This is a genomic window from Hymenobacter sp. APR13 (genome assembly GCF_000737515.1).
Lineage (GTDB): Bacteria > Bacteroidota > Bacteroidia > Cytophagales > Hymenobacteraceae > Hymenobacter.
Map to the genome: position 1 here is coordinate 3,119,963 of NZ_CP006587.1, position 25,678 is coordinate 3,145,640.

At 61.1% G+C, this 25,678-nt stretch carries 19 protein-coding genes; 9 read left to right on the forward strand and 10 right to left on the reverse strand.

The window, feature by feature from the left end:
- The first annotated feature begins 102 nt into the window (after positions 1 to 102).
- Positions 103 to 369, forward strand: a complete 267-nt coding sequence (locus tag N008_RS13100) for a hypothetical protein (protein ID WP_044016600.1) — start codon at positions 103 to 105, stop codon at positions 367 to 369.
- A gap of 69 nt (positions 370 to 438) precedes the next feature.
- On the opposite strand, the gene N008_RS13105 is transcribed toward N008_RS13100, so the two are convergent.
- A complete protein-coding gene (locus N008_RS13105) occupies positions 439 to 2,358 on the reverse strand; it encodes a CocE/NonD family hydrolase (protein ID WP_044016602.1) in 1,920 nt (639 codons plus the stop codon).
- A 213-nt stretch (positions 2,359 to 2,571) separates the two neighbouring features.
- Between N008_RS13105 and N008_RS13110 the strand changes: the two genes are divergently transcribed.
- A complete protein-coding gene (locus tag N008_RS13110) occupies positions 2,572 to 5,130 on the forward strand; it encodes a M14 family metallopeptidase (RefSeq protein ID WP_044016604.1) in 2,559 nt (852 codons plus the stop codon).
- Between the two features lie 172 nt (positions 5,131 to 5,302).
- Here N008_RS13110 and N008_RS13115 read toward each other — a convergent pair whose 3' ends face one another.
- The 3 genes from N008_RS13115 to N008_RS13125 form a co-directional block, all read right to left on the reverse strand.
- Positions 5,303 to 5,620: a hypothetical protein gene (locus N008_RS13115; RefSeq protein WP_044016606.1), complete on the reverse strand. Its 318-nt coding sequence runs from the start codon at positions 5,618 to 5,620 to the stop codon at positions 5,303 to 5,305.
- A gap of 124 nt (positions 5,621 to 5,744) precedes the next feature.
- Positions 5,745 to 6,983: an S-adenosylmethionine:tRNA ribosyltransferase-isomerase gene (locus tag N008_RS13120; RefSeq protein ID WP_044016608.1), complete on the reverse strand. Its 1,239-nt coding sequence runs from the start codon at positions 6,981 to 6,983 to the stop codon at positions 5,745 to 5,747.
- A gap of 51 nt (positions 6,984 to 7,034) precedes the next feature.
- Complete coding sequence (locus N008_RS13125) at positions 7,035 to 7,820, reverse strand: class I SAM-dependent methyltransferase (protein WP_052381523.1); 786 nt, start codon at positions 7,818 to 7,820, stop codon at positions 7,035 to 7,037.
- Between the two features lie 195 nt (positions 7,821 to 8,015).
- Here N008_RS13125 and N008_RS13130 point away from each other — a divergent pair, with 195 nt between their 5' ends.
- Both N008_RS13130 and N008_RS23195 read left to right on the forward strand, forming a co-directional pair.
- The gene (locus N008_RS13130; RefSeq protein ID WP_044016610.1) at positions 8,016 to 8,606 is read left to right on the forward strand and encodes a hypothetical protein; all 591 of its coding nucleotides are present in this window, start codon (positions 8,016 to 8,018) and stop codon (positions 8,604 to 8,606) included.
- Positions 8,607 to 8,758: 152 nt separating this feature from the next.
- Positions 8,759 to 9,361 carry a hypothetical protein gene (locus N008_RS23195; RefSeq protein ID WP_156109311.1) on the forward strand — a complete coding sequence of 201 codons (603 nt, stop codon included), beginning with the start codon at positions 8,759 to 8,761 and terminating at the stop codon, positions 9,359 to 9,361.
- 17 nt (positions 9,362 to 9,378) lie between these two features.
- On the opposite strand, the gene priA is transcribed toward N008_RS23195, so the two are convergent.
- From priA to rpsF, 6 genes are all read right to left on the reverse strand, one after another.
- Positions 9,379 to 11,928 (reverse strand): primosomal protein N', encoded by a 2,550-nt coding sequence (gene priA, locus N008_RS13140; protein ID WP_044016614.1) that lies wholly within the window; start codon positions 11,926 to 11,928, stop codon positions 9,379 to 9,381.
- 69 nt (positions 11,929 to 11,997) lie between these two features.
- Positions 11,998 to 14,028, reverse strand: coding sequence for a thioredoxin domain-containing protein (locus N008_RS13145; protein ID WP_044016616.1), 2,031 nt, complete (start codon positions 14,026 to 14,028; stop codon positions 11,998 to 12,000).
- Positions 14,029 to 14,092: 64 nt separating this feature from the next.
- Positions 14,093 to 16,606 carry a GSCFA domain-containing protein gene (locus N008_RS21685; protein WP_052381524.1) on the reverse strand — a complete coding sequence of 838 codons (2,514 nt, stop codon included), beginning with the start codon at positions 16,604 to 16,606 and terminating at the stop codon, positions 14,093 to 14,095.
- A gap of 177 nt (positions 16,607 to 16,783) precedes the next feature.
- Positions 16,784 to 17,227, reverse strand: a complete 444-nt coding sequence (rplI, locus tag N008_RS13160; RefSeq protein WP_044016618.1) for a 50S ribosomal protein L9 — start codon at positions 17,225 to 17,227, stop codon at positions 16,784 to 16,786.
- A gap of 95 nt (positions 17,228 to 17,322) precedes the next feature.
- Entirely contained in the window at positions 17,323 to 17,574 is a 252-nt protein-coding gene (gene rpsR, locus N008_RS13165) for a 30S ribosomal protein S18 (RefSeq protein WP_022822548.1), read from the reverse strand.
- A 10-nt stretch (positions 17,575 to 17,584) separates the two neighbouring features.
- On the reverse strand, positions 17,585 to 17,959 hold the full coding sequence (rpsF, locus tag N008_RS13170; RefSeq protein WP_044016622.1) for a 30S ribosomal protein S6: 375 nt from the start codon (positions 17,957 to 17,959) through the stop codon (positions 17,585 to 17,587).
- A 360-nt stretch (positions 17,960 to 18,319) separates the two neighbouring features.
- Here rpsF and N008_RS13175 point away from each other — a divergent pair, with 360 nt between their 5' ends.
- From N008_RS13175 to N008_RS13195, 5 genes are all read left to right on the forward strand, one after another.
- On the forward strand, positions 18,320 to 19,675 hold the full coding sequence (locus tag N008_RS13175; RefSeq protein WP_081910790.1) for a c-type cytochrome: 1,356 nt from the start codon (positions 18,320 to 18,322) through the stop codon (positions 19,673 to 19,675).
- Between the two features lie 154 nt (positions 19,676 to 19,829).
- On the forward strand, positions 19,830 to 22,847 hold the full coding sequence (locus N008_RS13180) for a TAT-variant-translocated molybdopterin oxidoreductase (RefSeq protein WP_044016623.1): 3,018 nt from the start codon (positions 19,830 to 19,832) through the stop codon (positions 22,845 to 22,847).
- A gap of 103 nt (positions 22,848 to 22,950) precedes the next feature.
- The gene (gene nrfD, locus N008_RS13185) at positions 22,951 to 24,408 is read left to right on the forward strand and encodes an NrfD/PsrC family molybdoenzyme membrane anchor subunit (protein ID WP_081910791.1); all 1,458 of its coding nucleotides are present in this window, start codon (positions 22,951 to 22,953) and stop codon (positions 24,406 to 24,408) included.
- Positions 24,401 to 24,925: a DUF3341 domain-containing protein gene (locus N008_RS13190; protein ID WP_044016625.1), complete on the forward strand. Its 525-nt coding sequence runs from the start codon at positions 24,401 to 24,403 to the stop codon at positions 24,923 to 24,925. Before nrfD ends, N008_RS13190 begins: the two co-directional genes overlap by 8 nt.
- Complete coding sequence (locus tag N008_RS13195; RefSeq protein WP_052381526.1) at positions 24,925 to 25,674, forward strand: c-type cytochrome; 750 nt, start codon at positions 24,925 to 24,927, stop codon at positions 25,672 to 25,674. The genes N008_RS13190 and N008_RS13195 overlap by 1 nt, the downstream gene beginning before the upstream one ends.
- Positions 25,675 to 25,678: the final 4 nt, after the last annotated feature.

A 25,678-nucleotide genomic window follows, 5' to 3' on the forward strand; every position in this document is an offset into this window, starting at 1 on the left:
GGTACGATTGGAAATAAAGCAGGCCGGCACGGTTTTTCCTGCGGTTTCGTCCTTACCTTCATCATCCCTTCCAAATTCCCGCCCTCTAACCTCCGTTTCCCGATGACGCACAAGAAAAAATGGCTGCTGTTTGCCCCCAGTGGACTCATGGTAATCGGTTTGGGTTCCTGCCTGGTACAGTGGGCAGCCAGCAAAAAGCAGCACGGTGCTCCCGCCAGCGAATGGGTAGTAGCCGGTACCCTGGCCCTGGGCGTGCTTAACGCCGGCATCAGCCTGTTTGGGCGTGGCGTGGCGGAAGGGGTGCTGTATGAACTCAAAGAAAAAGAGCAGGAAGAAAGCTTCGACTACAACAACGTAGCCCGTTTCTAGCGTCAGGCTCCACAAAAAAAGCTTCCCGGCATTGGCCAGGGAGCTTTTTTTGTGCCGTTCTAATGCCGCCTACAGCACCTTCAGGGTGAGCTGCGAGGCGTGCTGTGGCGAGTGGTAGAGGCGGTGCGTGGCCGTCTGGAAGTCCTTCTCGTCGGCCTCGAAGATGTTGGGCACGAAGGTTTGCGGGTTGCGGTCCACCATCGGGAACCAGGTGCTTTGCACCTGCACCATCAGGCGGTGGCCTTTGCGGAAGGTGTGGCACAGGTCCTGCACCGTAAATGGCACGGCCGTCACCTGGCCTGGCACGAAGGCCTCGGGCTTCTCGAAGCTGTTGCGGAACCGGCCGCGCATCACCTCCGAACGGACCATCTGCTGGTAGCCGCCGAGGCGCACGTTGGGCAGCAGGCGCGGGTTATCGGGCGTGTCGTTGGGGTACACGTCGATGATTTTCACCACCCAGTCAGCGTCGGTGCCGGTGGTGGCCACCTGCAGCAGGGCCTGAATGGGGCCGGCCAGCGTCATGTCCTCAGTCAGCACGTTGGTCTGGTAGGTCAGCACGTCGGGGCGGCGCGAGGCAAAGCGCTGGTCGTCGGTCATGTACTCTTTGGTCATGCCGGTGGCCATGTTTTCGTTGGACGGCACCGGGTGGGCCGGGTCGCTCAGGTACTGGTCGAACTCGGCGCCGCTGGCGGGCTTCTCAAACGAAATCATGCCGTTGGGCTGGAAGTACAGCACCTCTTCCTTGGCTTCTTTGGGCGGCCAGGCATCGAAGGTGCGCCAGCGGTTGGTGCCGCTTTCGAACACAGTGGCCTCGGGCGTGGCGGCGGGCTTGCCGTCTTTCAGGTTGGCTTTGAAGAACGGCGCCTCGATTTCCGTCTGGTAGTACTGCGACGGCGACGGGCCGTAGTCGACGTTGCCGACCAGCTCGCCCAAACCGCGGGCCCAGCCGCCGTGCACCCACGGCCCCATCACGAGGCCGTTGCGCTGGCCGGGGTTCTGCCGCTCGATGCTCTTGTAGATTTCCAGCGCCCCAAACAGGTCCTCGGCATCGTTGAAGCCGCCCACGGTGAGGATGGCGGTGCCTTTGTTGAGGTTTTTGAGGTGCGGGCGCAGGTTGCGCTCCTGCCAGAACTGGTCGTAGTTGGGGTGGCTCATCAAGTCCTTCCAGAAGGCCACCTGGCCTTTGTAGTAGCGGGCATCGGCGTTTTTCAGCGGCCCCATCTTCAGGAAGAAGTCGTAGCCGTCGGGGGTGCCGTGCTTGAAGCCGGGGTTGCCGGTGGGCGTAGGCGTGGGGCGCGGCAGCCCGAAGCTGGCGTAGAAGTTGAAGGCGTGGGGCAGGAAAAACGCGCCGTTGTGGTGGAAATCGTCCCAGAACCAGTCGGCAATGGGGGCCTGGGGCGAGGCGGCTTTCAGGGCCGGGTGGCGGCTGAGCAGGCCGGCGGCGGTGTAGAAGCCGGGGTAGCTGATGCCCCACTGGCCCACGCGGCCGTTGTTCTTGGGCCCGTTCTTCAGCAGCCAGGCAATGGTATCGAAGGTGTCGGTGCCCTCGTCGATGTCGTTTTTGCCGTTGTGGGTGTCCTTCTCGGGCCGCATATCCATAAATTCGCCTTCTGACATGTAGCGGCCGCGCACGTCCTGGTAGGCGAAGATGTAGCCGTCGCGCATCATGGTGCTGCTCGGGCCCAGCACTTTCTTGTAGGTGCCCGGGCCGTAGGGGCCCACCGCGTAGGGCGTGCGGTTGAGCATAATCGGGTACTTCACCTTGTCGGCGTCGTTGGGCGCGTACACGATGGTGTAGAGCTTGCGGCCGTCGCGCATCGGAATCTGGTATTCCGTTTTGGTGTAGTGCTGCCGGATGTAGAGCGTATCGGCCATCATCTGGGCCTGGTAGGCTTTTTCGGCGGGCGTGACGAGCTGGGCGTGGGCCGGGGCGGCAGCCGCCAGCAGGATTCCCGCCAGCAGCGCCGTACGGAGGTAAGTGTGGGTCATGGGAAGAGAGAAAAAGAACGGCTAACAGACACCCCAAACTACCATAGGCTGCGCAACTTTTCCGCGCCGGGCGGGACTTTCAGCGAATCCGGGTGCCGCGCAGCCGACTTTCGCGGTACCCGGCATCTGTCACCCGCTGCTTACCTTGCCGCCTTCAATCCTTTCCGCTACCTGATGAGAGAAGTGTACTGCCTCCCCCGTAGGCTTACCGCTATGCTGGCCTGCGGGCTGGCGCTGCTGGGTGGCCCGGCCGCGCTGCCGGCCCACGCCCAGACCACCCCCGCCACCCCGGCCGAAACCGGCGCGCTGCTCACGCCCGCGCAGTTTCTGGGCTACGAGCTGGGTGCCCGCTTCACGCCGCACGCCACGCTGCTGCGCTACGTAGAGCACGTGGCCGCCCACTCCACCGGCCGTATGCGCGTGCAGCCCTACGGCAGCACCTACGAAAACCGCCCGCTGGAAGTGGTGCAGGTCGGGACGCCCGAAAACCTGGCCCGCCTCGACGATATCCGCCAGAACAACCTGCGCCTGGCCGGCCTGCAGTCCGGCACCGCCCGCACCGAGGCGCCGGCCGTGGTGTGGCTCAGCTACAACATCCACGGCAACGAGGCCGTGTCGTCGGAGGCCGTGATGCAGGTGCTGTATGACCTGGCCAACCCCCAGAACGAGCAAACCCGTGAGTACCTGCAGCACACCGTGCTGCTGATTGACCCCTGCGTGAACCCCGACGGCCACGAGCGGTACGCGCAGTGGTATAACCGCGTGCGGGCCCAGTCGCCGAACGCCTCGCCCTACGCCTGGGAGCACCACGAGCCCTGGCCCGGCGGCCGCTACAACCACTACTACTTCGACCTGAACCGCGACTGGGCCTGGCAGACCCAGCAGGAGAGCCGCCAGCGCCTCACGCTCTACAACCAGTGGCTGCCCCAGGTGCACGCCGACTTCCACGAAATGGGCCCCGACGACCCGTACTACTTCTCGCCGGCCGCCAAGCCCTATCACGAGGATATTACCGACTTCCAGCGCAAGTTTCAGGGCATTATCGGGGACTACAACCGCACGGTGTTCGACAAAAACAACTGGCTGTACTTCACCCGCGAAACCTACGACCTATTCTACCCCAGCTACGGCGACACCTATCCGTCGTTCAACGGCGCCATCGGCATGACCTACGAGCAGGGCGGCTCGGGCCGCGCCGGCGTGCGCTACGCCAAGGCCGACGGCGACACGCTCACGCTGGCCCAGCGCATCAGCCACCACCACGCCGCCAGTTTGGCTACCATCCGCGCCGCTTCCGAGCGCCAGCCCGAGCTTATCCGGGAGTTCAAGAAATACTTCGATGATGCCCGCACCAAGCCGCGCGGCACCTACAAGACGTTCGTGGTAGCCGGCGCCGGCGACCCGGGCCAGCTGAAGGCTTTCACGCAGTATCTGGAGCGCCAGCAGATTCAGTACGGCTACGCGCCGCGCCGCCAACGCACCCGCGGCTTCAACTACTTCTCTGGCAAAGAGGAAAACGTGCAGGTGGAAGCCCAGGACGTGGTGGTAAGCATGTTTCAGCCGAAATCCACGCTGGTAAAGGTGCTGTTTGAGCCCCGCCCGGCCCTGGAAGACTCCCTGACGTACGACATCACCGCCTGGGCGCTGCCGTACTCGTTCGGCCTGAAATCGTACGCCCTGAAAGACCGGATTGCCACCGACGGCAAGGCCCCCAGCAAAGCCACGCTCAACAACTCGGCCGCCACCGGCCAGCCCTACGCCTACGTGGCGCGTTGGAACAACCTGCAGGACGTGCGGTTCCTGAGCCGCCTGCTGCAGCAGAAAGTGAAAGTGCGCGTGGCAGGCCGGGCCTTTGAGGCCGAAGGCCAGAAGTACCTGCCCGGCACGCTGGTTATCACCCGCACCGGCAATGAAACCATGGGCGCGAAATTCGACCAGCTGGTGCGCGCCCAGGCCGATTCGTCGGGTGTGATGCTGCAGGCCGTGAAATCGGGCTTCTCGACCTCCGGGGCCGACCTGGGCTCGGGCTACGTGCGCAACGTGGCGCGGCCCAACGTGGCCGTAGTGGCCGGCGAAGGCGTATCGTCGACGGCATTTGGGGAGGTGTGGCACTTCTTCGAGCAGCAGATCGGCTACCCCGTCACGGTGCTGGGCTCCGATTACCTGCGCTCGGTGCCGTTGGCTAAGTTCGACGTGTTGATTCTGCCCGATGGCGACTATTCCGACATCTACAACGAGCGGCAGCTGGAAGCTCTCAAAACGTGGGTGCGCGGCGGTGGCCGCCTCATTGCCATGGAAGGTGCCTCGGCGTTCCTGGCCGGCAAAAAAGACTTCCTGCTGCGCGTGAAACCCGCCGACAGCTCAGCCACCAAAAAAGCCAATCCTTACCGCCTGCTCAAACCCTACGCCAACGCTGAGCGGGAGCAGATCGGGCAGCGCGTGCAGGGCAGCGTATACCGCGTGCAGCTCGACAACACCCACCCGCTGGCCTTCGGCTACGGCGACACCTACTTTGCCTTGGTGCGCGACACCCTCAACTACCGCTACTTGGGCGAAGGTGGCTGGAACGTGGGTGTGCTCAAGCGCGACAACTACGCCGCCGGTTTCGCTGGCCGCCAGGCCCGCCGCAAGCTCACGGATACGTTCGTGTTCGGCGCCCAGGACATGGGCCGCGGCCAGGTCATCTACATGGCCGACAACCCGCTGTTCCGGGGCTTCTGGCAGGGCGGTAAGCTGCTGTTCGGCAACGCCCTGTTCTTCGTGGGCCAATAGCAGCACGGATTTTTGCGGATTATCCGGATTTCACGGATTTCGTGGATGGCGCGGGCGAATTTCGCTGCCGTAGAACAACAAAAAGGGCTTGCCAGATGGCAAGCCCTTTTTGTTGTTCTACGAATAAGTCAGACCATCCGGGAAACCCGGTTGGTCCGGCTGATACCGTGATTTAGTCAACCACGTCTTCAGCTTTGTTTTTCACGGCTTTGGCGCCTTTCTTGATGCCACGGCCGGCTTTTTTAGCGCCTTTCTCTACAGTACGGCCGGTTTTTTTACCAGCGTACTTAACGTCTTCTTTGGTGTTGTAGGCCTTCTGACCAGCTTCCGTACGGCCGGTGCGGGTTTCAGTTTTCACCGTACCGTTGTCGCGCACGGTGGTTTCGGCTTTGGCGCCGGTAGCTTCGTCACGCACAACTACTTTGTCGCCTTGGGCGAAGGCGGCAGTGGAAAAGGTAGCTGCAGCAAGCAGCATGAGCATCTTTTTCATGATTTCTGATTTTAGGAGAGGTTTAGCTAAACCTGAGCCCTTATACGGCGCCCCTGAAATAGGTTGCTGAAGCGGATACAAATGCGGTTTTCACGCCCGCAAAAGCCGAACTGACCTTCCCGGGTTACGGCAGAAGCAGTGAAGAGTCGCCGTAGCTCAGGAAACGGTAGCCTTTGGCCAGCGCGTGGTCGTAAACGCGGCGCCAATCGGGGCCGAGCAAGGCGGCTACCAGCAGGAGTAGCGTGCTTTCGGGCTGGTGGAAGTTGGTAACCAGCCCCTGAATGAGGCGGAAGCGGTAGCCGGGCGCGATGAGCAGCTGGGTGGTAGCGTGCAGCGCGTCCTGCTGCTGCTGGTCGAGGTGGTGCAGCAGGGCCTGCAGGGCAGCGGCCGTGGGCAGGTCGGAGCCGGGCTCGTAGGGCTGCCACTGGCTTACGTGGGGCGTGCTGTCGGTCGGGAGCAGGCCCTGCGCAGCCTGCACGCCCAGCCAGTACAGGCTTTCCAGCGTGCGCAGGCTGGTGGTACCCACGGCAATAACCGGGTGCGGGGCGTGGTGCAGCAGTTGCTCCAGTACCGCCCGGCTCACGCTGATAGGCTCGCCGTGCATGGCGTGGCCGTCCATGCGGTCGGCTTTTACAGGCTGGAAGGTGCCGGCGCCCACGTGCAGCGTCACGCGGGCCTGCTGGTGGCCGCGTTCAGCCAGTTCGGCCAGCACGGCCTCGGAGAAGTGCAGGCCGGCTGTGGGGGCCGCTACGGCGCCTTCGTGGGCAGCGTACACGGTTTGGTAGCGCACGGCGTCCACGGCGGTGTCGTCGCGGTTGAGGTAGGGGGGGAGGGGCAGGTGGCCGGCGCCGCGCAGCACTTCGGCAAAGGGCAGCGTGGCCGGCTCCCAGCTGAACTGAATCAATGAATAGCCCTCGGCGGTGGCTTCCAGCCGCTCGGCCGTGAGGGTGGCGGGCGCACCCAGCGCCTCAAACTCCAGCAACACCGGCCCGGATTTCCAGCGCTTGCCATTCCCGACCAGGCATTTCCAGACGCAGCTGCCCGTTTGCTGCATGGCGGGCTCCAAAGCCCGGTGCGGCGCTACCGGCTCCAGGCAAAACAGCTCGATCTGGCCGCCGGTGGGCTTGTGGCAAAACAGGCGGGCCCGCACCACTTTGGTGTCGTTGAACACCAGCAGCGAACCGGCCGGCAGCACGACCGGCAGCTCGTGAAACGTGCGGTCTTCAATAGCGCCCTGGCGGCTCAGCAGCAGCCGCGACTGGTCGCGCTGGGCCAGGGGCTCGGGTGCAATCCGCTCGGGCGGGAGCTGGTAGGTGAAGTCGTGGATGGAAAGCTGGCGCGGGTCGGGCAGGGAACTGGACATGGGCGCAAAGGTAGCCCAGGGCCGTCATTGCGCCTATATTCCGGCCAGCGCTTACTTGGCGCGCCGGAAAATCAGCAGGTGCTGCTGCGGCAGCGTCTGGCGGTTTTCCACGAACTCCAGGCCGGCGGCCTCCACTTCCTTGCGGGCCTGGGCCTCGCTCATCTTGTGGATGCGCTTGATGGGCACGTTGGGGTCTTCGGCGCGGTACTCCACCAGCGCCAGCCGTCCGCCCGGCCGCAGCGACTTGTAAATCGACTGCATCATTTCGCGCGGGTGGTCGAATTCGTGGTAGGCGTCCACAATCAGCACCAGATCCACGCCGGCGGCCGGCAGGTTGGGGTTATGCACGGTGCCGAGCACGGGCTGCACGTTGGGCGCCTTGTTGCGCGCTTTGTTGTCGCGCAGGTACTCAATCATCTCCGGCTGAATATCCACGGCCAGCACCTTGCCTTTCGCTACCAGCGGGCTGATGCGAAAGGAAAAGTAGCCGGTGCCCGCTCCAATGTCGGCCACCACATCGGTGGGTTTCAGCTGTAGCTCGCGCAGCAGAATGTCGGTGCCTTCCTCTTCCTGCCGGTCGTTGCGCTCCAGCCAGTCGGCCCCTTCGTGGCCCATTACGTGGGCAATCTGGCGGCCCTGGTAATACTTGCCGATGCCGTTGGGGTCCTGCGGGGCTGCTATCCGGTAGCCGGAGGTATCGGGGGCAGCCGATGGGTTGTCCTGCAGCCGGCGCTCTGCGCTCATGGCGGCAGAGCTTTCCATAGGCGTTTGGGTGCAGGCGGTTGGAAGCAGCAGGGCAGACAGCACAGCTGCCTGAAACAAGGGGTAAGAAGTCATACGCACAGGTGCAAATAAACTGTGTTCCGCTCAACATTCCAGCTGGCGGAAGCGTTCGGCAGCGTTTGGTAGGCAACAAGTACTACACGTAAATCGGGGCTGAAATGGCTATACAGCGTACTTTTTTTTCGCCGTGTTCTATTTTGTATCGTACAAAGTCCGTTCTTAACACTTTCACCAACCTTTCTACTTCTTATGAAGCACCTCTTCCAACACCTGCCCAAGCTGGCGGCCGTTGCCGCCATTGCCCTGAGTATGAGCAGCTGCAACCGCGCCGAGTACGCTATGCTGCCCAAGACCACGCCCTACCACGCCACCTACCATGGAACTGCCAAGCCGGCTCCGGCTCCCGTAGCTCAGCAGGAAGAAGTAGCAGTAGTGGAAGCGCCAGCTACTGCAGTTGAAGAAAAAAATATGGCTACTGCCGCCGTGGTAGCGCCCGCGGCTGCTCCGGCAGTTGCCGAGAAGCCTGCTACGGTAGCTGCTGCTAAGCCAGCTCCCGCCACGGCCGCCCCGCAGAAGCTGCGTCTGGCCGAGCGTATAGCCCTCAACAAAGTGGCTAAGAAGCTCGATAAATATGCTCCAAAGCTGCAGATCAAGCAGAAGAGCGAGACGGCCAAAGCCAATGCCATCAGTGGCAACTTGCGCACTGGTATCATCCTGTTGCTGATTGGTCTGTTGGTGTCGCTGTTCGGCGGGATTAGCGGTATATTCAGCCTCATCGGTGGTATCATTGCTATCGTCGGCCTGATCTTCATCATCCTCTGGCTGCTCGACGAGTTGTAAGTCTAGGTTTCTTATTTGTAAAAAAGGCCCTTCCGGTACACCGGAAGGGCCTTTTTTGTGGGTTGCAGCCGCATTACGTTAGCTATATTCCGGCTGTCTGATACAAGCAGGAGGGAATAACGCTTTCTTGCGCCGTATTCTCCCAGATTATTATGAAAGGTTATTCATTAGTGGCATGGTTAAGTGTTGCACTGCTGTTGGGCAGCTGCCAGAGCCAGCAGGCTTTCCTATTTCACCCAGCCTCCACCACGCACTCTTCGGTATCGGCAGTGGCACATGAGCCACTGGAGCCAGCTGCGGGGTATGCCGTTGCGCCGGAGCTGACGGCCGAATTGCCGACATCGGCTGCCAGCAGCAACCCGGTTAGGTCCGCTCGCACGGTACCGACTCCACCGTCAGCAACAACTGCAACGCCGTTGGCGCTCGAACGCGTAACGCCAGCTAAGCTGCAAATCGCGCCGGATACCTCTCTAATACGGCCGGCCGTTGACATCCCACTTCGCAAGATCAAGGAAACTGACCTGTTTACGAAACTGGTGCGGGTAGTGGGTGTACTCGTGCTTTTAGCCGCAATTGCGCTGTTCATCACTGCCTTTACCACTACTTCAACCGGCTGGACCGCTTTTGCCTTTTTGCTGTATGGGAGTACTGCGCTCTTAATGAGCATTCCGTTCTTCCTTTTCAGGGGCAAGAACAGCCCGCGCCGGCAGGAATTGGAACGGCGCCGCGCTGCCCGCAAAGCTGCGGCCGGCTAAAAGGGCAGTGGCTTCCACTACATCGGGTCCACATCGGCCACGAAGCGGGCTTGCTTGTAGTCCTTCTGGTCACGGATTAGGTTGATGGCGTCCAGGATGTCGGCTTTGGCGGCCCGGAGCACCGTATGCTCGCGGCTGAGCTTGATGGTGATTTCCTGCAGGTAGAAGTTGCGGATGCGGAAGATGTAGGGCGCTTCGGGGCCCAGCACGGCCTCGCGGCCCAGGCGCTCCACCAGCTCGCCGGTGAGCAGGATGGCGGCCCGCTCGCACAGCAGTTGGTCCATGTGCTTGACCGTGAGCCGGATAATGCGCATGAACGGCGGGTAGCCATGCTCGCGCCGCTGCAGGATTTCGTATTCGTAGAACTCCAGGTAGTCGTTGCGGATCACCTTGTCGAAAATCACCTGCTGCGGGTCGGCGGTCTGGATGATGACCTTGCCTTTTTTGCCCTTGCGGCCCGCGCGCCCGCTCACCTGCACAAACATCTGGAAGGCCCGCTCGTGCGCCCGGAAATCGGGGTAGTGAATGATGCTGTCGGCGTTGATGATGCCTACCAGGCTCACGTTGGCGAAATCGAGGCCCTTGGTTACCATCTGGGTGCCCACCAGCACGTTGGTGGCCTGCTGCTCGAAGTCGGAAATGATCTGCTGGTAGGAGTTTTTGGCGCGGGTGGTATCGAGGTCCATGCGCTGCACGTTGGCTTGGGGCAGCATCACCTTCAGGTCGTCCTCAATCTTCTCGGTGCCGAAGCCCACGGTTTTGATATTGCGCGAGCCGCAGGCCGGGCACTGCACCGGCATCCGGTCATGGTGGCCGCAGTAGTGACAGCGCAGCTCATGGGCCTGCTTGTGGTAGCTGAGGCTCACGGCGCAGTTGGTGCACTTCGGAATCCAGCCACAGTCCAGGCAGTTGATGAAAGGGGCGTAGCCGCGGCGGTTCTGGAACAGAATCACCTGCTCTTTCTGGGCAAGCTTGCTTTCCATTTCCGCCATCAGCTCGGGCGTGAAGTGGTTGAGCAGGGTTTTGGCTTCGCGGGCCTTGCGGGTGTCTACCAGCTCAATTTCGGGCAGGCCGGCCTCGCCGTAGCGCTTGGTGAGGCTCACGAGGCCGTAGCGGCCGGTGCGGGTCTGGTAGTAGGTTTCCACCGACGGCGTGGCTGAGCCCAGCAGGGTTTTGGCGCCCTGGAAGTTGGCCATCATCAAAGCCACCTCGCGGGCGTTGTAGCGCGGGGCGGGGTCGTACTGCTTGTAGCTGCTTTCGTGCTCTTCATCCACAATCAGCAGCGCCAGGTTGTCGAAGGGCAGAAACACCGAGGAGCGCACGCCCACCACCACCTGGAAGCGGCCCGACAGCACGCCGTTCCACACTTCCACCCGCTCGTTGTCGGAGAACTTGGAGTGGTACACGCCCAGCCGCGAGCCGAACACGCGCATCAGGCGGGTTACAATCTGGGCCGTGAGGGCAATTTCGGGCAGCAGGTACAGCACCTGCCCGCCGCCGTCCAGCGCCTGCCGGATCAGCTCGATGTAGATTTCCGTCTTGCCCGCGCCCGTCACGCCGTGCAGCAGCACAATGTCCTTGGTGTTGAACTGGTCGAGAATGTCGTCGTGGGCCGCCTGCTGGGTTTCGCTGAGGCGGAAGTGCATATTGGCCTCCGTGGCATCGTCCAAGGGAAACCGCGACACAATCACATCAAACTGCTCCAGCACGCCGTTTTTGATGAGCGTATTCACCGCCGACGGCGACAGGTGCGGCGCCGACGACAAGTAGGCCTTCTCGATGCCGTTGTGGTTGGCGTGCTCGTTCTGGTACACGGGCACCTTCTGCAGGTAGCGCATCAGCACGTCGAGCTGCTTGGCGCGGCTGGCCAGCTGCGCAAACAGGCCTTCCAGCGCGGCCTCGGCCACGTAGTGATGGGCCAGCCGCACCTTCTTCACCACCTTCGGCGAGTATTTATCGGCCAGGTGCTCGAACAGGAAGATGGTTTCCTTGTGCATCAGACTCTTGATGACCTTATGGAAGGACGCAATGCCCAGCACGTCGCCCACTTCCGTGAACGTCATCGACTTGCCTTCCTCGCCGTCCAGCAGGGCTGCCACTACTTTCTGCTCCTGCTCGCTGAGCGGGTAGCGGTCGGCCTCGTCGGTGTTTAGCCACACCGGATGCAGCTGCACGCGGCTCTCGGAGTTGAGCTTGAGGGCGGCCGGCAGCGCGGCGTTTATCACCTCGCCCAGGGTGCAGAGGTAGTAGTCGGCCATCCAGCGGAACAGCTTGAGCTGCGGCTGGGTCACGACAGGTGTTTCGTCGATGAACTCCAGGATGTACTTGGCCTGGTAGTCTTTGGGCGGCGTTTCGTGCACGGCCGCCACAATGCAGCTCAGGGTGCGCTTGGCCCCAAACTGCACAATCACGCGCCCGCCAATCACGACCTGGTCGTTCAGCTCGAAGGGCACGCGGTAGGTATAGAGCTTGGGCAGCGGCAGCGGCAGAATCACGTCGGCGAAGAGCGTAACCCGGTCGGCGGCCGGCTCCGGCTGCGGCTGAACAAAGTCGAACGTAAGGCTCAAAGGAAAATCAGTCAGAAAGCGAAAGGTAAAGATACACGCTAGCCCGGCGCGGTGCTGCAGAAGTTCGCGCTAGAGCTGCGCCAGCGCCTCGGCCACGGTGTGCACCGGCCGCTGGCAGGCGTGGTGGTGGCAGACATACAGTGTGGTGAGCCCCTGCAGGGCAGTGCGGCCCGCCAGCAACGGCAACGATGAGCCGCCTTCCATGGCGCCGGCCACTACCACATTGGGCAGAAAGTGCTGGCCCAGCTCCTGTCGGTAGGCCTGCGCCTCGGGCCCGACGATGGTGATTTCGGCGATGGGGCGCAGCAGCGTGGTGTAGAGGGCGGCCCAGTTGGCAGTGGCCTGGGGCTGCTGCACCACCAGCGCCTGCACGCGGCGCAGCATGGCGGCGGCCAGCTCCCCGTACTGTGTATTGCCGAGGTGCAGACCCAGCCGGTGCAGGTTGTGCGCCATCACGGAGTTGGAAGAAGGCAGGACGTTGTCGAGTAGTTCCTTTTTGCGGGCTATGAGCTGCTCACTGGTATCGTCGGTGTAGAAGAACAGGGCTTCGGCGGGGTCGAAAAAATGCGTAAGCGTGTACTGGGTCAGCTGGTTGGCTTCGTGCAGCCAGCTTTCCTGGAACGTGGCTTCGTAGAGGCTGATGTAGGCCTGAATCAGGAAAGCATAGTCGTCGAGGAAGCCGCCGATGGTGGCGCGGCCTTGCTGATAGCTGCGCCACAGGCCCGGGCCCCGGCGCAGGTGGGCCTGCAGGAAATGGGCGTTGCGCAGGGCCAGCGCCAGAAACTCTGGCTCCGCGAAGGCTCGGTAGGCGTCGAGCAGACCCTGCAGCAGCAGCGCGTTCCAGCTGGTCAGGATTTTGTCGTCGAGGGTGGGGCGGGGGCGCTGGGCGCGGGCCGCCAGCAGCTTCTGCTTCCAGCCCTGCACCAGCTCGGCCAGTACGGCTGGCTGCAGCTGATGGGCTTCGGCAAATACTTCCGGGCTCTGGCGGCGGTGCAGGATGTTGCGGCCATGCTCCCAGTTGCCGGTTGCCGTGCAGCTGTAGTAGGCCGAGGCCAGCGGCTGCTCATCGCCCAGAATGTCCTGCAGCTCTTGCTGGGTGAAAACGTAGAACCGGCCTTCTTCGCCCTCGCTGTCGGCATCCAACGAAGCGTAGAAGCCGCCTTCGGGGCTGGTCAGCTCCCGCTGCACGAAGGCCACCGTGTCGTATACCACTTCGCGCAGCAGCTCATCGGGCTGCAGCTGGTAGGCTTCGGCGTAGAGGCTGAGGAGCTGCCCGTTGTCGTAGAGCATCTTCTCGAAATGCGGCACCAGCCAGTTCTCATCCACGGCGTAGCGGGCAAAGCCGCCCCCAATCTGGTCGTAGAGGCCGCCCCAGGCCAGGTGGCGCACCGTGCGCATGGCCTGGGCCAGCAACGCCGTGTCGGGGAGGATGCTGCTGGCGCGCAGCAGCAGGCGCCACACGCCGGGCAGCGGAAATTTGGGTGCCCCGCGCAGCCCGCCCGCGTCCAAATCAAACCGGGCAGCCAGCTGGCCCAGCGCCTCCGCCAGCTGCGCTTCCGACAGGCCTTCCGCGGAAGCGGAAATGCGGTATTTGTCCAGCTCAGTGGTCTGCAGCGCCCGGGCAATCTGCTCGGCGGAATCCTCCAGCTCCTGGCGGTCGGCGTTCTGGTAGGCTTCGCCGATGCTGGTGAGCAGCTCCGTCCAGCTGCCGGGCGCGAAGTAGGTGCCGCCGTAGAAAGGCTTGGCTTCCGGGGTCAGAAACACGTTCAGCGGCCAGCCACCCTGCACGCCCATGGCCTGCAGGGCCTCCAGGTACACTTGGTCTACATCGGGCCGCTCTTCCCGGTCGACCTTGATGCACACGAAATGCGCGTTCATCAGAGCCGCCACTTCGGCGTTTTCAAACGACTCCCGCTCCATCACGTGGCACCAGTGGCAGGCGGCATATCCAATGCTCACCACGATAGGCTTCTGCTCGGCGCGGGCCCGCTGCAGCGCCCCCTCGCCCCACGGATACCAGTCGACGGGGTTGTGCGCGTGCTGGAGCAGATAGGGGCTGGTTTCCTGGGCCAGACGATTGGGAACGGCAGCGGACAACATGAGCAGGAGAGGAAGTGAAAAACAAAACCCGGCCGCTGGGGGCCGGGTTTCGAATTACAAAGGATTAAGCATTTTCCGGCGGAGTATCCGGTTTGGCAGGCTTCTTACGCGGTGGCCGGGCGGGCTTGTCGGCCGGTTCCGGTTTAGCGGCCGGGGCTACTTTCTTCGCTGGGGCGGCCTTCTTCGCCGCCGGGGCTTTCGGGGCCGTAGGCTTCTTGGCGGCTGCCTGCCGAGCTGGCTTAGCTGGCTTCGAAGCCGGGGCCGCTGGCGCCACGACTGCTTCCGTCACTGGTTCGGGGGCTTGCGGGGCGGCCGGTGCCGGCTTGGCCTTGCGTGGTGGCCGGGCCGCTTTGGGCTTGGTGGCTGATGGAGCGGCGGATTCCGGGGTTGCAGGGGCTTCCGCCGCAGCTTCCTGAGAAGGAGCTGCGGCGGCCGACACGTCCGGTGCCGGTACGGCGGCAGGAGTGACTTTGGCCTTGCGGGCTGGCGCCCGGCGTGCCTTGGGCACTGCTGCTATGGCCGCAGGGGCACTGCTGGTTGCTTCTGCGGCAGGCGCAGGCGTCCGTGCGGGTTCTGGTGCTTCTGCTGCCACAGGCGCTGCGGGAAGCGGCGAGAGGGCAGGAGCTGGAACAGCAGCAGAGCGGGCACTGAGAGTTGCCTTGCCGGATTCTGTCAGGCGGCCGGAAGCACCGGTGCCTACCGTTACCGGAATGGCGGGCGCAGCTTTGGGCGCCGGCTCTGGTGCAGGAACTGATGCAGCAGGCTCAGGGCTTTCCGGCGCCGGCTCTCCGGCGTACAGTGGCTTTTGACGCGCGCCGCCCCGATGTGGCTTCCGCAGCGCATCGGCGCGCTTTTCGCTGGCCGAGCGGCCCGTGCGCGCCGGACGTTGCGCAGCATCAGCTTCCTCAGGCTCCTGGTTTGTAGCGGGTGCCGTGGCTTCAGTCAGCTGGATGGCTGGCTGCTCCTGGGGCACGGCAGCACTGGTAGGGGCTGGCTCAATGCTGGTGGGTTCAGTGGCGGCCGCCGGAAGCAACTCCTCTGGAGCGTCTACGGTCACCATGGCCTCGGTATTGTCGGTGGCCTGCGCGGCATTCTGGCCTCGGCCTCGTCCACGGCGCGAGTTGCGTTTCCGCCGCTCGAGTGCCGTTTGCGGTGCCATTTCCGGGTCGGCCATAACCGATACTGCCGGGGCCGCGGGAAGTGGGGTAGGGGCTACTGCCTGCTCAGCTGGTAGCGCACTGCCTTCGGCGGCGGCCAACTCTGCGGCCAGGCGGGCGGCATGCTTCTTCTTGTTGCGTTTGGCGCCACCGCGGCTCCGGCGCTTCTTCTTTGGCGCAAGGGCATCCAGCACGTCGGCAGCATCCGATTCAGCTGTGGCGGCATCGTCGTCTTCTGCGTCCTCGTCGTCTACCGCCAGCACATCCGGGGCAGCGGTATCGTCACCCCGAACAGACTCGAATTCCTCGAACTCTTCCACTTCCTCGGCCGCTACGGGCGCGGGTGCCGCTGCCTGAGCTCTTGCCGGCGCAGCGTATGCGCCAATGTCAATCCGCTCCTCGCCGTCGTCTTCCAGCTCCGGCTCGGGCTTGGCCACGGGCAACGGCAGATTCTGCAGTTGATGGCGCACTTCCAGCAGCTCCATCCGCACATCGGTTTGCGAAGCCAGACGCTCCAGCTTGGCCAGCGTGCTTTCCAGGAACTGGCGATGCTCCGGCGCGGCTGCGTGCAGCGGACGGTGGCTGAGGGCCTGGCGCACAGCCTCCCATTCCTTGCGGAAGCGGCCGAAGCCCGCATCAAAGTAGGTGCGGGCAAACCGCTCCCAGATGTAGTCTTCCGCCACCTTCGATGGGTGCAGCATATCTTCCGCGTAGAAGCGGTAGTCGCGCAGATCGTCCAGCAGCAGCTCGTAGGCCGGGAAGTACGATACGTCGGGCAGCAACTCGCTCAGGTAGTGGCAGGCCACCCGCAGCACCGATTTACTTACGGCGTTCAGCGGCAGCGTATCCTTGGCGTGGCGCACCGGGCTTACCGTCAGCACAAAGCGCAGCTTCGGATTGTGCAGCCGCAGGTAGGCGTGCGTTTCCGCTACTGTATTGATGATTTCATCCGGCGTCAGAAGCTCTTTCTCGAACTTCTCGGCGGGTAGCTTGTGGCAGTTGCTCACCAGCTCGCCGGTTTCCTTGTAGCGGTACACCCACGCCGAGCCCAGCGTCAGCACCACCACATCGGCGGTGGCCACAAATACGCCCGTATCGCGCAGTAGCTGCTGGGTTTGCTGCAGCAGCTCCACCGGCGAGTCGGCGCCGTGCGTGGCGTGCAGGTCGAGGCTCTGCCAGCGGCCCCGGGCCTCTACCACGTGCTGCTGCCAGTCCTGCTCTTCGCCCGCGGCGGCGCGCAGCAGGCGGCAGGCGGCCAGCGGATTGAAAACGGTGCCAAACGGGTTAACCAGCGTCGCCACCTTGTCGGCAGCGAGGCGCGAGCCAATGCTGTCGGAAAAGCAGGAGCCGATAGTCAGCACGCGCGCGGAGAGCGGCAGCTGCTGCGGGTGCGGAGTAAGCGGTAATTCAGTGCGAAACATTCCTAAAAGATACGGCCAAAACAAGCCAACGGACGGGCAACCTACTCAACATCGTGCGTTCAACCAAACACGCTGCTCCCGGAGCCATGTTCCTGCAGGGAAAGCAGGCAGTGCCGAAGCAGGTAAAAAAAAGGCCCGACTGTGCAAACAGCCGGGCCTTTCTTCAAGAGAATGAGCTTATTCAGCTACCACGTTGAAACGCACTTTGTGCTTCACTTCGCGGTGCAGGTCCACCGTAGCGGTGTACTCGCCTACCGAGCCGGGCTCCTGGTCGAAGGAGAGACGCTTGCGCTCTACGTCGATACCTTTAGCCTTCAGGGCGTCGGCCAGCTGCAGCGTGGTTACGCGGCCGAAGATTTTGCCGCTCTCACCTACTTTGGCTGGGATGTCCAGAACTACGTCACCGATTTTGTCGGCAATAGCCTGAGCGTCGCCTTTCACTTTGTCGGCTTTGTGAGCAGCCTGACGGATGTTTTCAGCAACGATTTTCTTGTTGGTCTTGTCGGCCAGGATAGCCAGACCCTGCGGGAGCAGGTAGTTGCGACCGAAGCCGGGCTTCACCGTTACGGTGTCGTTCTTGTAGCCCAGGCCCTTTACGTCGTCTTTCAGAATTACTTCCATGTCTTTATAGAGTTGTTAGTTGCTGGTTGCTGGTTGTTAGTCACTGTGCAGGCACAAGACCGTTAACTGACAACTGACAACTAAACACTGACAACTTATTTCAACGAGTCGGTTACGTAAGGCATCAGGGCGAGGTGGCGAGCCTTGGCCACAGCCTGAGCTACCTTGCGCTGGAACTTGAGGCTGGTGCCCGTGATACGGCGGGGCAGAATGCGGCCCTGCTCGTTCACAAACTTCAGCAGGAAGTTCGGATCCTTGTAATCAACATACTTGATGCCGTTCTTCTTGAAGCGGCAATACTTCTTGCGGGTATCCTGCTTGTGGATACGTTCGTTGGCGAGACTCATCTTCTTAGGCTTACTGGGCAACGGCTTCCGATTGTTTAGCTTTCTGCTGGTTCATTTCGCCCTTACGACGACGCTCGGCGTAGGCTACTGCGTTTTTGTCCAGCACGGTGGTGAGGAAGCGGATGATCCGCTCGTCACGACGAAACGCGAGTTCCAGCGTGTCCACAATGTTGCCCGAGCCAGTGAACTCCACAAGGAAGTAATAGCCGGTGTTTTTCTTCTGAATTGGGTACGCCAGTTTTTTGAGGCCCCAAGCTTCAGTGTTGATGATGTCGGCGCTATTTTCCTTAAGCACCTGCGAGAACTTCTCGACCGTCTCTTGCACTTGGCTCTCGTTCAGAACGGGAGTCAGAATGAAGACCGTCTCGTAATTTCTTACTTCCATTACGACGGGGTGAAATATGATGTGAAAAAAATCAATGAGCCGGCAAAGATACGCTTTTTATCCTATTACCAGCACAGTCATTTCAGAATATACCTGGCGGGCCGCAGAAGCCTAATAGCTTATTTATCAGCAGGCAAACCTTATGCGTAGGCAGTAGTTAACAAAAGCAGAGAAGGAAAGCCCTGAGTAGCAAGCCTGCATCACCTATATAGAGAGGAATCAGAATTCCTTTTAGAATGCTTCCAGACAAGCTTCGCAGGGCGAAAATTAGCCCGAACGGGTTTGTTCTCTGGGTTTCCCGACCTACATTTGTGGCCTTGAAGCACCCCCCGCGTTTCTTTTTTCCAGTCAATTTGTGCTATGAATAGCATCCGACTTCGTCCCCTTTCCCGCCTCTTTCTCGCTCTTTTCCTGACGTTTGCTGCCGTAGGTAACTCTTCGGCGCAGGATGTTGGGTCGGCCCCGGCCGTGAGCAAAGAAGGTGTGGCACCCGGCGCTACGGCTGCCGCCACTCCCGCCACGGCTACTGCCCCCGCTGCTGGCGGTGGTGATGCTGCCGCCATTGCCGCCGGCGATGCCCTTTTTAAAGGCAACTGCGCCCAGTGCCACGCCATCAACGACGTGGTGGTTGGTCCGGCTCTGGCCGGTATCACCAAGCGCCGTCCGGTATCCTGGTTGATTCCATGGATCAAGAATTCCAGCAAAGTAGTAGCCAGCGGCGACGAGTACGCCGTGAAAATCTACAACCAGTACCAGAAGCAGCAGATGCCCAGCTTCCAGCTGAGCGACACGGAGATTACCTCGATTCTGGCCTACGTTACGGCTGAAGAAGGTAAAACTGCTGGCGCCCCTGGTGGTGCAACCGGCATCAAGCCCGGCGACGGCGACAAAGCCGCAGTTGACGGCACGGACGCTGCCAATGGCGAAGCCGGCGGTGGCAAATACATGGATATCCTGCTCATCGTACTGGTAGTGGTGCTGATTGTGCTGGTGGTAACGCTGGTTATCATTGCCAACATTATGAAGGACGTGCTCCGCGGCCGCAAAGACCTCGACGGTCGCGACGTGGAAGTGCTGGAGCAGCGCACCGATTGGAGCAAGCTCTACAAGTCGCCGGTACTGCGCGGCATTGCCGGTGTGGTATTCGTGCTGGCTATCCTCTATACTTCGGTACAGGGTGCCATGGGTGTGGGCCTGACCCAGGGCTACCAGCCTACCCAGCCAATTGCCTTCTCGCACAAACTGCACGCCGGTGAAAACCAGATCAACTGCGCTTACTGCCACACCTCGGTGTACAAGAGCAAGTCGGCTAACATTCCTTCGGCCAACATCTGCATGAACTGCCACTCGCAGATCAAGACGGAGTCGCCCGAAATCAAGAAGATCTACCGCGCTATTGAGCGCAAGCAGCCTATCCAGTGGGTGCGTGTGCACAACCTGCCCGATCTGGCGTACTTCAACCACTCGCAGCACACGCAAGTGGGTGGTATCGAGTGCCAGACCTGCCACGGTCCGATCCAGAACATGGAAGTAGTGTATCAGTACTCGGCCCTGACCATGGGCTGGTGCATCAACTGCCACCGCGAAACTCCGCTCAACACGAAGGGCAACGGCTACTACAACAACCTGGTGAAGCTGCACGACAGCGCCAATGGTGCCGCTCCTTTCACGGTGTCGTCGAACGGCGGCACGGAGTGCTCGAAGTGCCACTATTAATCGCCTGACTGAATCCTGCGCCGCCGGAAAGCTTATCTTCCCGGCAGCGCAGGATTCTCCGCCGAAACGCCCTTAAAAAAAGCCTTCAACTTGCCGGCGGCGCCGACTCAGAAAACCCGGCCCGCGCCCGCAAGACCCTAAGTCCCCATAACAAATGCAAGAGTCGCCCAAGTACTGGAAGGGAATTGAGGAACTGGAGAACTCACCGGAGTTCATGAAGAATGCACTCACCGAGTTTGCAGACTTCCTGCCGGTGAAGGAAACCTATGGCTCTTCCGACGCTACGGTAGCCCCGCGCCGCGACTTCCTCAAGCTCATGGGCTTCGGCCTGGCCGCCGCTACCCTCGCCAGCTGCGAAACCCCCATCAAAAAGGCTATTCCTTACCTGAATAAGCCGGAAGAAGTAGATCCAGGCATCGCCAACTTCTACGCTTCCACTTATTTCACGGGCCAGGACTACAACAGCGTGCTGGTGAAGACCCGCGAGGGTCGTCCGATCAAGCTGGAAGGCAACCCCGAGTCGCCGATTACGCGTGGTGGCCTGTCGGCCCGCGCCCAGGCTTCGGTTCTGAGCCTCTACGACGGTGCTCGTCTGCAGCACTTCGCTATCAAAGGCGCGAAGAAGGACAAAGACCAGGTTGACCAGGAAATCCGCACGGCTCTGGCCGCGGGTGGACGCGTCGCCATCGTGTCGCCGACCATCATCAGCCCCAGCACCAAGAAAGTTATTGCTGAATTCGCGAGCCGCTATGCTGGTACCGAGCACGTCATGTATGACGTGAATTCGGCTTCGGGCCTGCTCCGCGCCAATGGCGGGGTGCTACCCAGCTACGATTTCAGCAAAGCCGACATTATTGTAAGCCTCGGTGCCGACTTCCTCGGTACCTGGATTTCGCCAGTAGAATTCGCGCGCCAGTACGTGACCAACCGCAAGGTTAGCTCCGACAAGCGCTCCATGTCGCGCCACTACCAGTTCGAAAGCGCCCTGACCCTGACCGGCTCCAACGCCGATGTACGGGTGCCGGTGAAGCCTTCGGAAATGGGCGCTACCGCCATTGCCCTCTACAACGGTATTGCTGGCGGCGCTGCTGCTGGCAGCCCACAGCTAAAAAAGGCCGTTGCTGACCTGAAAGCAGCTGGCAGCCGTGGCCTCGTGGTTTCAGGTTCCAACGACCCGGCTGTTCAGGCCCTCGTTACCGCCATCAACCAGAGCCTCGGCAGTGCTGCCGTCGACGTGTCCACGCCCTCGATGGTGCGCCAGGGCGACGACGCCCGCATGGACCGGCTGGTGAAGGATATCATCGGTGGCCAGATTGCTACGGTGATTTTCTACCACGCCAACCCTGTGTTCGACCACCCCATGGGTGCTCAGTTGGCCGAAGCGCTGAAAGGTGGCAAAGTGAAAACCACCATTTCGCTGAACGACCGTCTCGACGAAACCGGCAGCCTGTGCACCTACGCCGCTCCCGACCACCACTGGATGGAGTCGTGGAACGACTACGAGCCGAAGCGTGGCTACCTGAGCCTGGCCCAGCCGGTGATTTCACCGCTGTTTGCCACGCGTCAGGCGCAGGATTCGCTGCTGACTTGGGCCGGTAACCCAACCAGCTATTACAACTACCTCCGCACTCAGTGGCAGGCCATAACCGGCGGTGATGCCAAAGCCTGGGACAAGGCTGTACACGATGGTGTAGCCATGGGCTCGGCCTTGGCTGCTACTCCTGCACAAGGTGCTGCTATGGGTGCCGCCGAAGCCATCAGCGCTATCAATTCGGCTCCCAAGCTCACGGGCACGGAGCTTTTTATCTACGAGAAAGTAGGCGTGGGCAACGGCTCGGAAGGCAACAACCCCTGGCTGCAGGAGCTGCCCGACCCGGTATCGAAAGCCACCTGGGGCAACTACGTGGCCGTGCCGCGCAAGATGGCCGAGGAAAAAGGCTGGGCCCAAGGCGACGTGCTGAAAGTAACGGCCAATGGCAAGTCCATTGAGCTGCCCGTACTGATTCAGCCCGGCCAGGCCGCTGGCTCGGTTTCGATTGCCCTTGGCTACGGCCGCACGAAAGCTGGCAAAGTAGGCGACAAAGTAGGGGAGAACGTACTGCCCTTGGCAGTAATGCGCAACGGTGCTGTTCAGTACTCCAACTCGGTGACGCTGGAGAAAACCGGTGCTACCTCGCCTATCGCCCAGACCCAGACCCACCACACCATCATGGACCGCAAGCCGGTGGTGCAGGAGTCGACGCTGGCCCAGTACATCAAAAACCCGAAAGAGGTAACCGAGTACGAGCTGCTCACGACGCCGGAAGGCAACGTGAAACCTAATAAGGTTTCGCTGTGGCAGGACTATGAGTACAAGAACCACCACTGGGGCATGGCCATCGACCTCAACTCCTGCATCGGCTGCGGCTCGTGCGTAGTTGGGTGCCAGGCTGAAAACAACGTGGCCGTAGTAGGCAAGCAGGAGGTTATCAACCGCCGCGAGATGCACTGGATGCGCATCGACCGCTACTACAGCTCCGACGCCAGCAAGGAGGACTTCGAAACCAAAGGCAAGCTGGCGACCTACGCCGCTATGGAAGACCCTTCCGAGAACCCCTCGGTTATCTTCCAGCCGATGATGTGCCAGCACTGCAACCACGCTCCGTGCGAAACGGTGTGCCCCGTACTGGCTACCACCCACAGCTCGGAAGGTCTCAACCAGATGACCTACAACCGTTGCGTTGGTACCCGCTATTGCGCTAACAACTGCCCGTACAAGGTGCGTCGCTTCAACTGGTTCTCGTACTACTCCAACGAGAAGTTCGAAGCCGTGAACGGCCACATGTTCACCGACCTCGGCCGCATGGTGCTGAACCCGGACGTAACGGTACGTGCCCGTGGTGTGATGGAGAAATGCTCGCTCTGCGTGCAGCGTATCCAGCTCGGCAAGCTCGAAGCCAAAAAGGAAAAGCGTCGTCCGAAGGATGGCGAGATTGTTTCGGCCTGCGCCCAGTCCTGCCCCACGCAGGCTATCGTATTCGGCGACATGCGTGACCCCGAGTCGCGTCTGTCCAAGCTGTTGCGTCGGGAAGACGGTGAGCGTGCGTTCCACGTGCTCGACGCCATCAACGTGCAGCCGAACATGACCTATTTGACGAAAATCCGCAACACGGAAGAAGTTCGCAACGCGTAAATCAGTAGTTGGGGGCTTGGGAGTTTGGGGTCTTGGTTTTACCAGATACCACTGCCGCAAAAAGCTGAGCCCCTAAGTTCCCAAGACCCAAAATTCTAAAACTATGCAGCACGTATCGCCTGTACGGGAGCCGCTCGTAACCGGGGGGAAAACGTACCACGACGTCACTCAGGACGTGTGCCGCCAGGTAGAAGCCGCTCCCAACGTCCGTTGGATGGCCGCCCTGGCCGTGGCTCTCTTCTTCCTTGGCGTATTCTTCTACTCCGTGTACCGCACCTTGTGGTACGGCATCGGCGAATGGGGCCTGAACAAAACCGTTGGCTGGGCCTGGGACATCACCAACTTCGTATGGTGGGTAGGTATCGGCCACGCCGGCACCCTGATTTCGGCAGTACTGCTGCTGTTCCGCCAGAAGTGGCGTACCTCCATCAACCGGGCTGCTGAGGCCATGACCATTTTCGCAGTAATCTGCGCGGCCATGTTCCCGGTACTGCACATGGGCCGTCCTTGGCTCGCCTTCTATGTGTTCCCGCTGCAGAACACGCTGGGCTCGCTGTGGGTGAACTTCAATTCGCCGCTCCTCTGGGACGTATTCGCCATCTCGACCTACTTCACGGTGTCGCTGGTGTTCTGGTACACGGGTCTGGTACCTGACTTCGCCACCATCCGTGACCGGGCTAAAGGTCCGATTGCCAAAGTAGCTTACTCGCTGCTGAGCATGGGCTGGAAAGGCTCGGCCAAGCACTGGAGCCGCTACGAAACGGTGTCGTTGATTCTGGCAGGTGTTTCGACCCCGCTGGTACTCTCGGTACACACCATCGTATCGATGGACTTTGCCACCTCGGTAGTACCAGGCTGGCACACCACCATCTTCCCTCCCTACTTCGTAGCGGGCGCTATCTTCTCGGGTTTCGCCATGGTACTGACGCTGATGCTCATTACCCGCGTAGTATTCAAGCTGGAAGACTACATCACGCTGGAGCACATTGCCCTCATGAACAAAATCATGATGGTGACCGGCTCGATCGTAGGGGTAGCCTACATCACCGAGTTCTTCATTGCTTGGTACTCGGGCGTTGAGTTCGAGCAGTACGCCTTCATCAACCGCGCAACCGGTCCTTACTGGTGGGCTTACTGGTCGATGATGACCTGCAACGTAATTACGCCTCAGCTGGTGTGGATTCGTCGGGTGCGCTACAGCATTCCGCTGACGTTCATCCTGTCGATCATCGTAAACATCGGTATGTGGTTCGAGCGTTTCGTGATTATCGTAACCTCGCTGCACCGCGACTACCTGCCATCGAGCTGGGCTATGTTCTCGCCTAGCATCATCGACATCGGTATCTATGTTGGTACGCTGGGTCTATTCTTCACCTTGTTCCTGCTGTTTGCCAAGTTCTTCCCAGTAATCAACATGGCAGAAGTAAAGTCGGTACTGAAGTACACGGTCGATAACGGCCCGACGTACACCGGCCACGACCCGCATCACCACGCAGTTCATCAACCCGCCACCCACGGCGTGCCGGCTTCGGCTCCCATAAACTACGATAAGCATGACTAAGCGCTTCGCCCTCGGCATCTTCGAAGACGAAGACGTGCTGCTGCACGCCGTTGAAAACGTCCGCGAAGCGGGCGTGAAAATCTACGAAGTCTTCACCCCGTTCCCCATCCACGGCATCGACGATGCCCTCGGCATCGAACGGTCGCGGCTGCCCATCGCCGCGTTCTTCTACGGGCTGGTTGGTCTGTGCTTCGCCCTGTGGCTGCAGATCTACACGCTCGGTTTCGACTGGCCGATGATCATCGGTGGTAAGCCGCACATCGCGTTGCCGGCCTTCATTCCGGTATCCTTCGAATTGACGGTATTCTTCTGCTGCCATGGCATGGTGATTACCTTCTATACCATCAGCAAGCTGTACCCCCGCTGGAAGACGCCCGTTCTGGACGTGCGCTCCACCGACGACAAGTTTGTGATGGCCATCGAACTGAACGAGAAGACCGACCTGAACCATCTGACGCAGCTGCTGCGCGCCAACGGCGCCTCAGAGGTGAACGAAAAAGAAATGACCAAATTCTAATGACGCATTCGCTGAAACTAGGTCTGCAAGCGTCGGCAATTCTGTTTGCCTCGGTGCTGACCACCGGCTGCAACCGCGCCGATGATCCTGGCATTGAGTACGCTCCGGAGATGTACGAATCTATTCCGTACGACCCCCTGCGTCAGGTGAATGCCAATACGGTAAACCCGATGGGCATCAACGAGCGCACCCCCGTGGTGGGCACCGTGGCCCGCGGCAAAGCCGAGTATTACTCACACATCGCCAAAGACGATGTGGCTACTGCTGAAACCAAGCTGCGCAACCCGTACTCCTATACCAAGGAGAATTTGGAGGAAGGCAAGTCGCTGTATGTGCGCAACTGCCAGCACTGCCACGGTGAGCAGGGCGACGGCCAAGGTCCGGTAGGCATCAAGTTCAAAGGTGTACCGAACTACTCGGCTGGCGCTTACAAAACCATGAACGACGGGCACATCTACCACGTCATTCAATGGGGCCGCAACCGCATGATGCCGCACGGCTCGCAGGTAAACCCTGAAGAGCGCTGGAAGATTGCCATGTACGTTCGCGCACTGCAACTGGGCAAAGGTGCTGATGGCGTAGCCGACCTGCTGAAAGCCAACGGCGCCTCAGCTGCTGGTGTAGCCGCAGCCGACTCGTCGCAGACCACTGACACGCAAACGCAGGCGCCTGTTCAGGAAGCGCAGGCAGACAAAGGCTCGGAAACTCCGGGCCAAGGAGACCAGGCACGTAACGGCACCGCAAACTAATCCA

What these genes read in the sequence shown, in the direction of transcription:
- N008_RS13100 (WP_044016600.1), top strand. Translation starts at nt 103, where the DNA reads ATGACGCACAAGAAAAAATGGCTGCTGTTTGCCCCCAGTGGACTCATG.
- N008_RS13105 (WP_044016602.1), bottom strand. Translation starts at nt 2,358, where the DNA reads ATGACCCACACTTACCTCCGTACGGCGCTGCTGGCGGGAATCCTGCTG.
- N008_RS13110 (WP_044016604.1), top strand. Translation starts at nt 2,572, where the DNA reads ATGCTGGCCTGCGGGCTGGCGCTGCTGGGTGGCCCGGCCGCGCTGCCG.
- N008_RS13115 (WP_044016606.1), bottom strand. Translation starts at nt 5,620, where the DNA reads ATGAAAAAGATGCTCATGCTGCTTGCTGCAGCTACCTTTTCCACTGCC.
- N008_RS13120 (WP_044016608.1), bottom strand. Translation starts at nt 6,983, where the DNA reads ATGTCCAGTTCCCTGCCCGACCCGCGCCAGCTTTCCATCCACGACTTC.
- N008_RS13125 (WP_052381523.1), bottom strand. Translation starts at nt 7,820, where the DNA reads ATGACTTCTTACCCCTTGTTTCAGGCAGCTGTGCTGTCTGCCCTGCTG.
- N008_RS13130 (WP_044016610.1), top strand. Translation starts at nt 8,016, where the DNA reads ATGAAGCACCTCTTCCAACACCTGCCCAAGCTGGCGGCCGTTGCCGCC.
- N008_RS23195 (WP_156109311.1), top strand. Translation starts at nt 8,759, where the DNA reads ATGAAAGGTTATTCATTAGTGGCATGGTTAAGTGTTGCACTGCTGTTG.
- N008_RS13145 (WP_044016616.1), bottom strand. Translation starts at nt 14,028, where the DNA reads ATGTTGTCCGCTGCCGTTCCCAATCGTCTGGCCCAGGAAACCAGCCCC.
- N008_RS21685 (WP_052381524.1), bottom strand. Translation starts at nt 16,606, where the DNA reads ATGTTTCGCACTGAATTACCGCTTACTCCGCACCCGCAGCAGCTGCCG.
- rplI (WP_044016618.1), bottom strand. Translation starts at nt 17,227, where the DNA reads ATGGAAGTAATTCTGAAAGACGACGTAAAGGGCCTGGGCTACAAGAAC.
- rpsR (WP_022822548.1), bottom strand. Translation starts at nt 17,574, where the DNA reads ATGAGTCTCGCCAACGAACGTATCCACAAGCAGGATACCCGCAAGAAG.
- rpsF (WP_044016622.1), bottom strand. Translation starts at nt 17,959, where the DNA reads ATGGAAGTAAGAAATTACGAGACGGTCTTCATTCTGACTCCCGTTCTG.
- N008_RS13175 (WP_081910790.1), top strand. Translation starts at nt 18,320, where the DNA reads ATGAATAGCATCCGACTTCGTCCCCTTTCCCGCCTCTTTCTCGCTCTT.
- N008_RS13180 (WP_044016623.1), top strand. Translation starts at nt 19,830, where the DNA reads ATGCAAGAGTCGCCCAAGTACTGGAAGGGAATTGAGGAACTGGAGAAC.
- nrfD (WP_081910791.1), top strand. Translation starts at nt 22,951, where the DNA reads ATGCAGCACGTATCGCCTGTACGGGAGCCGCTCGTAACCGGGGGGAAA.
- N008_RS13190 (WP_044016625.1), top strand. Translation starts at nt 24,401, where the DNA reads ATGACTAAGCGCTTCGCCCTCGGCATCTTCGAAGACGAAGACGTGCTG.
- N008_RS13195 (WP_052381526.1), top strand. Translation starts at nt 24,925, where the DNA reads ATGACGCATTCGCTGAAACTAGGTCTGCAAGCGTCGGCAATTCTGTTT.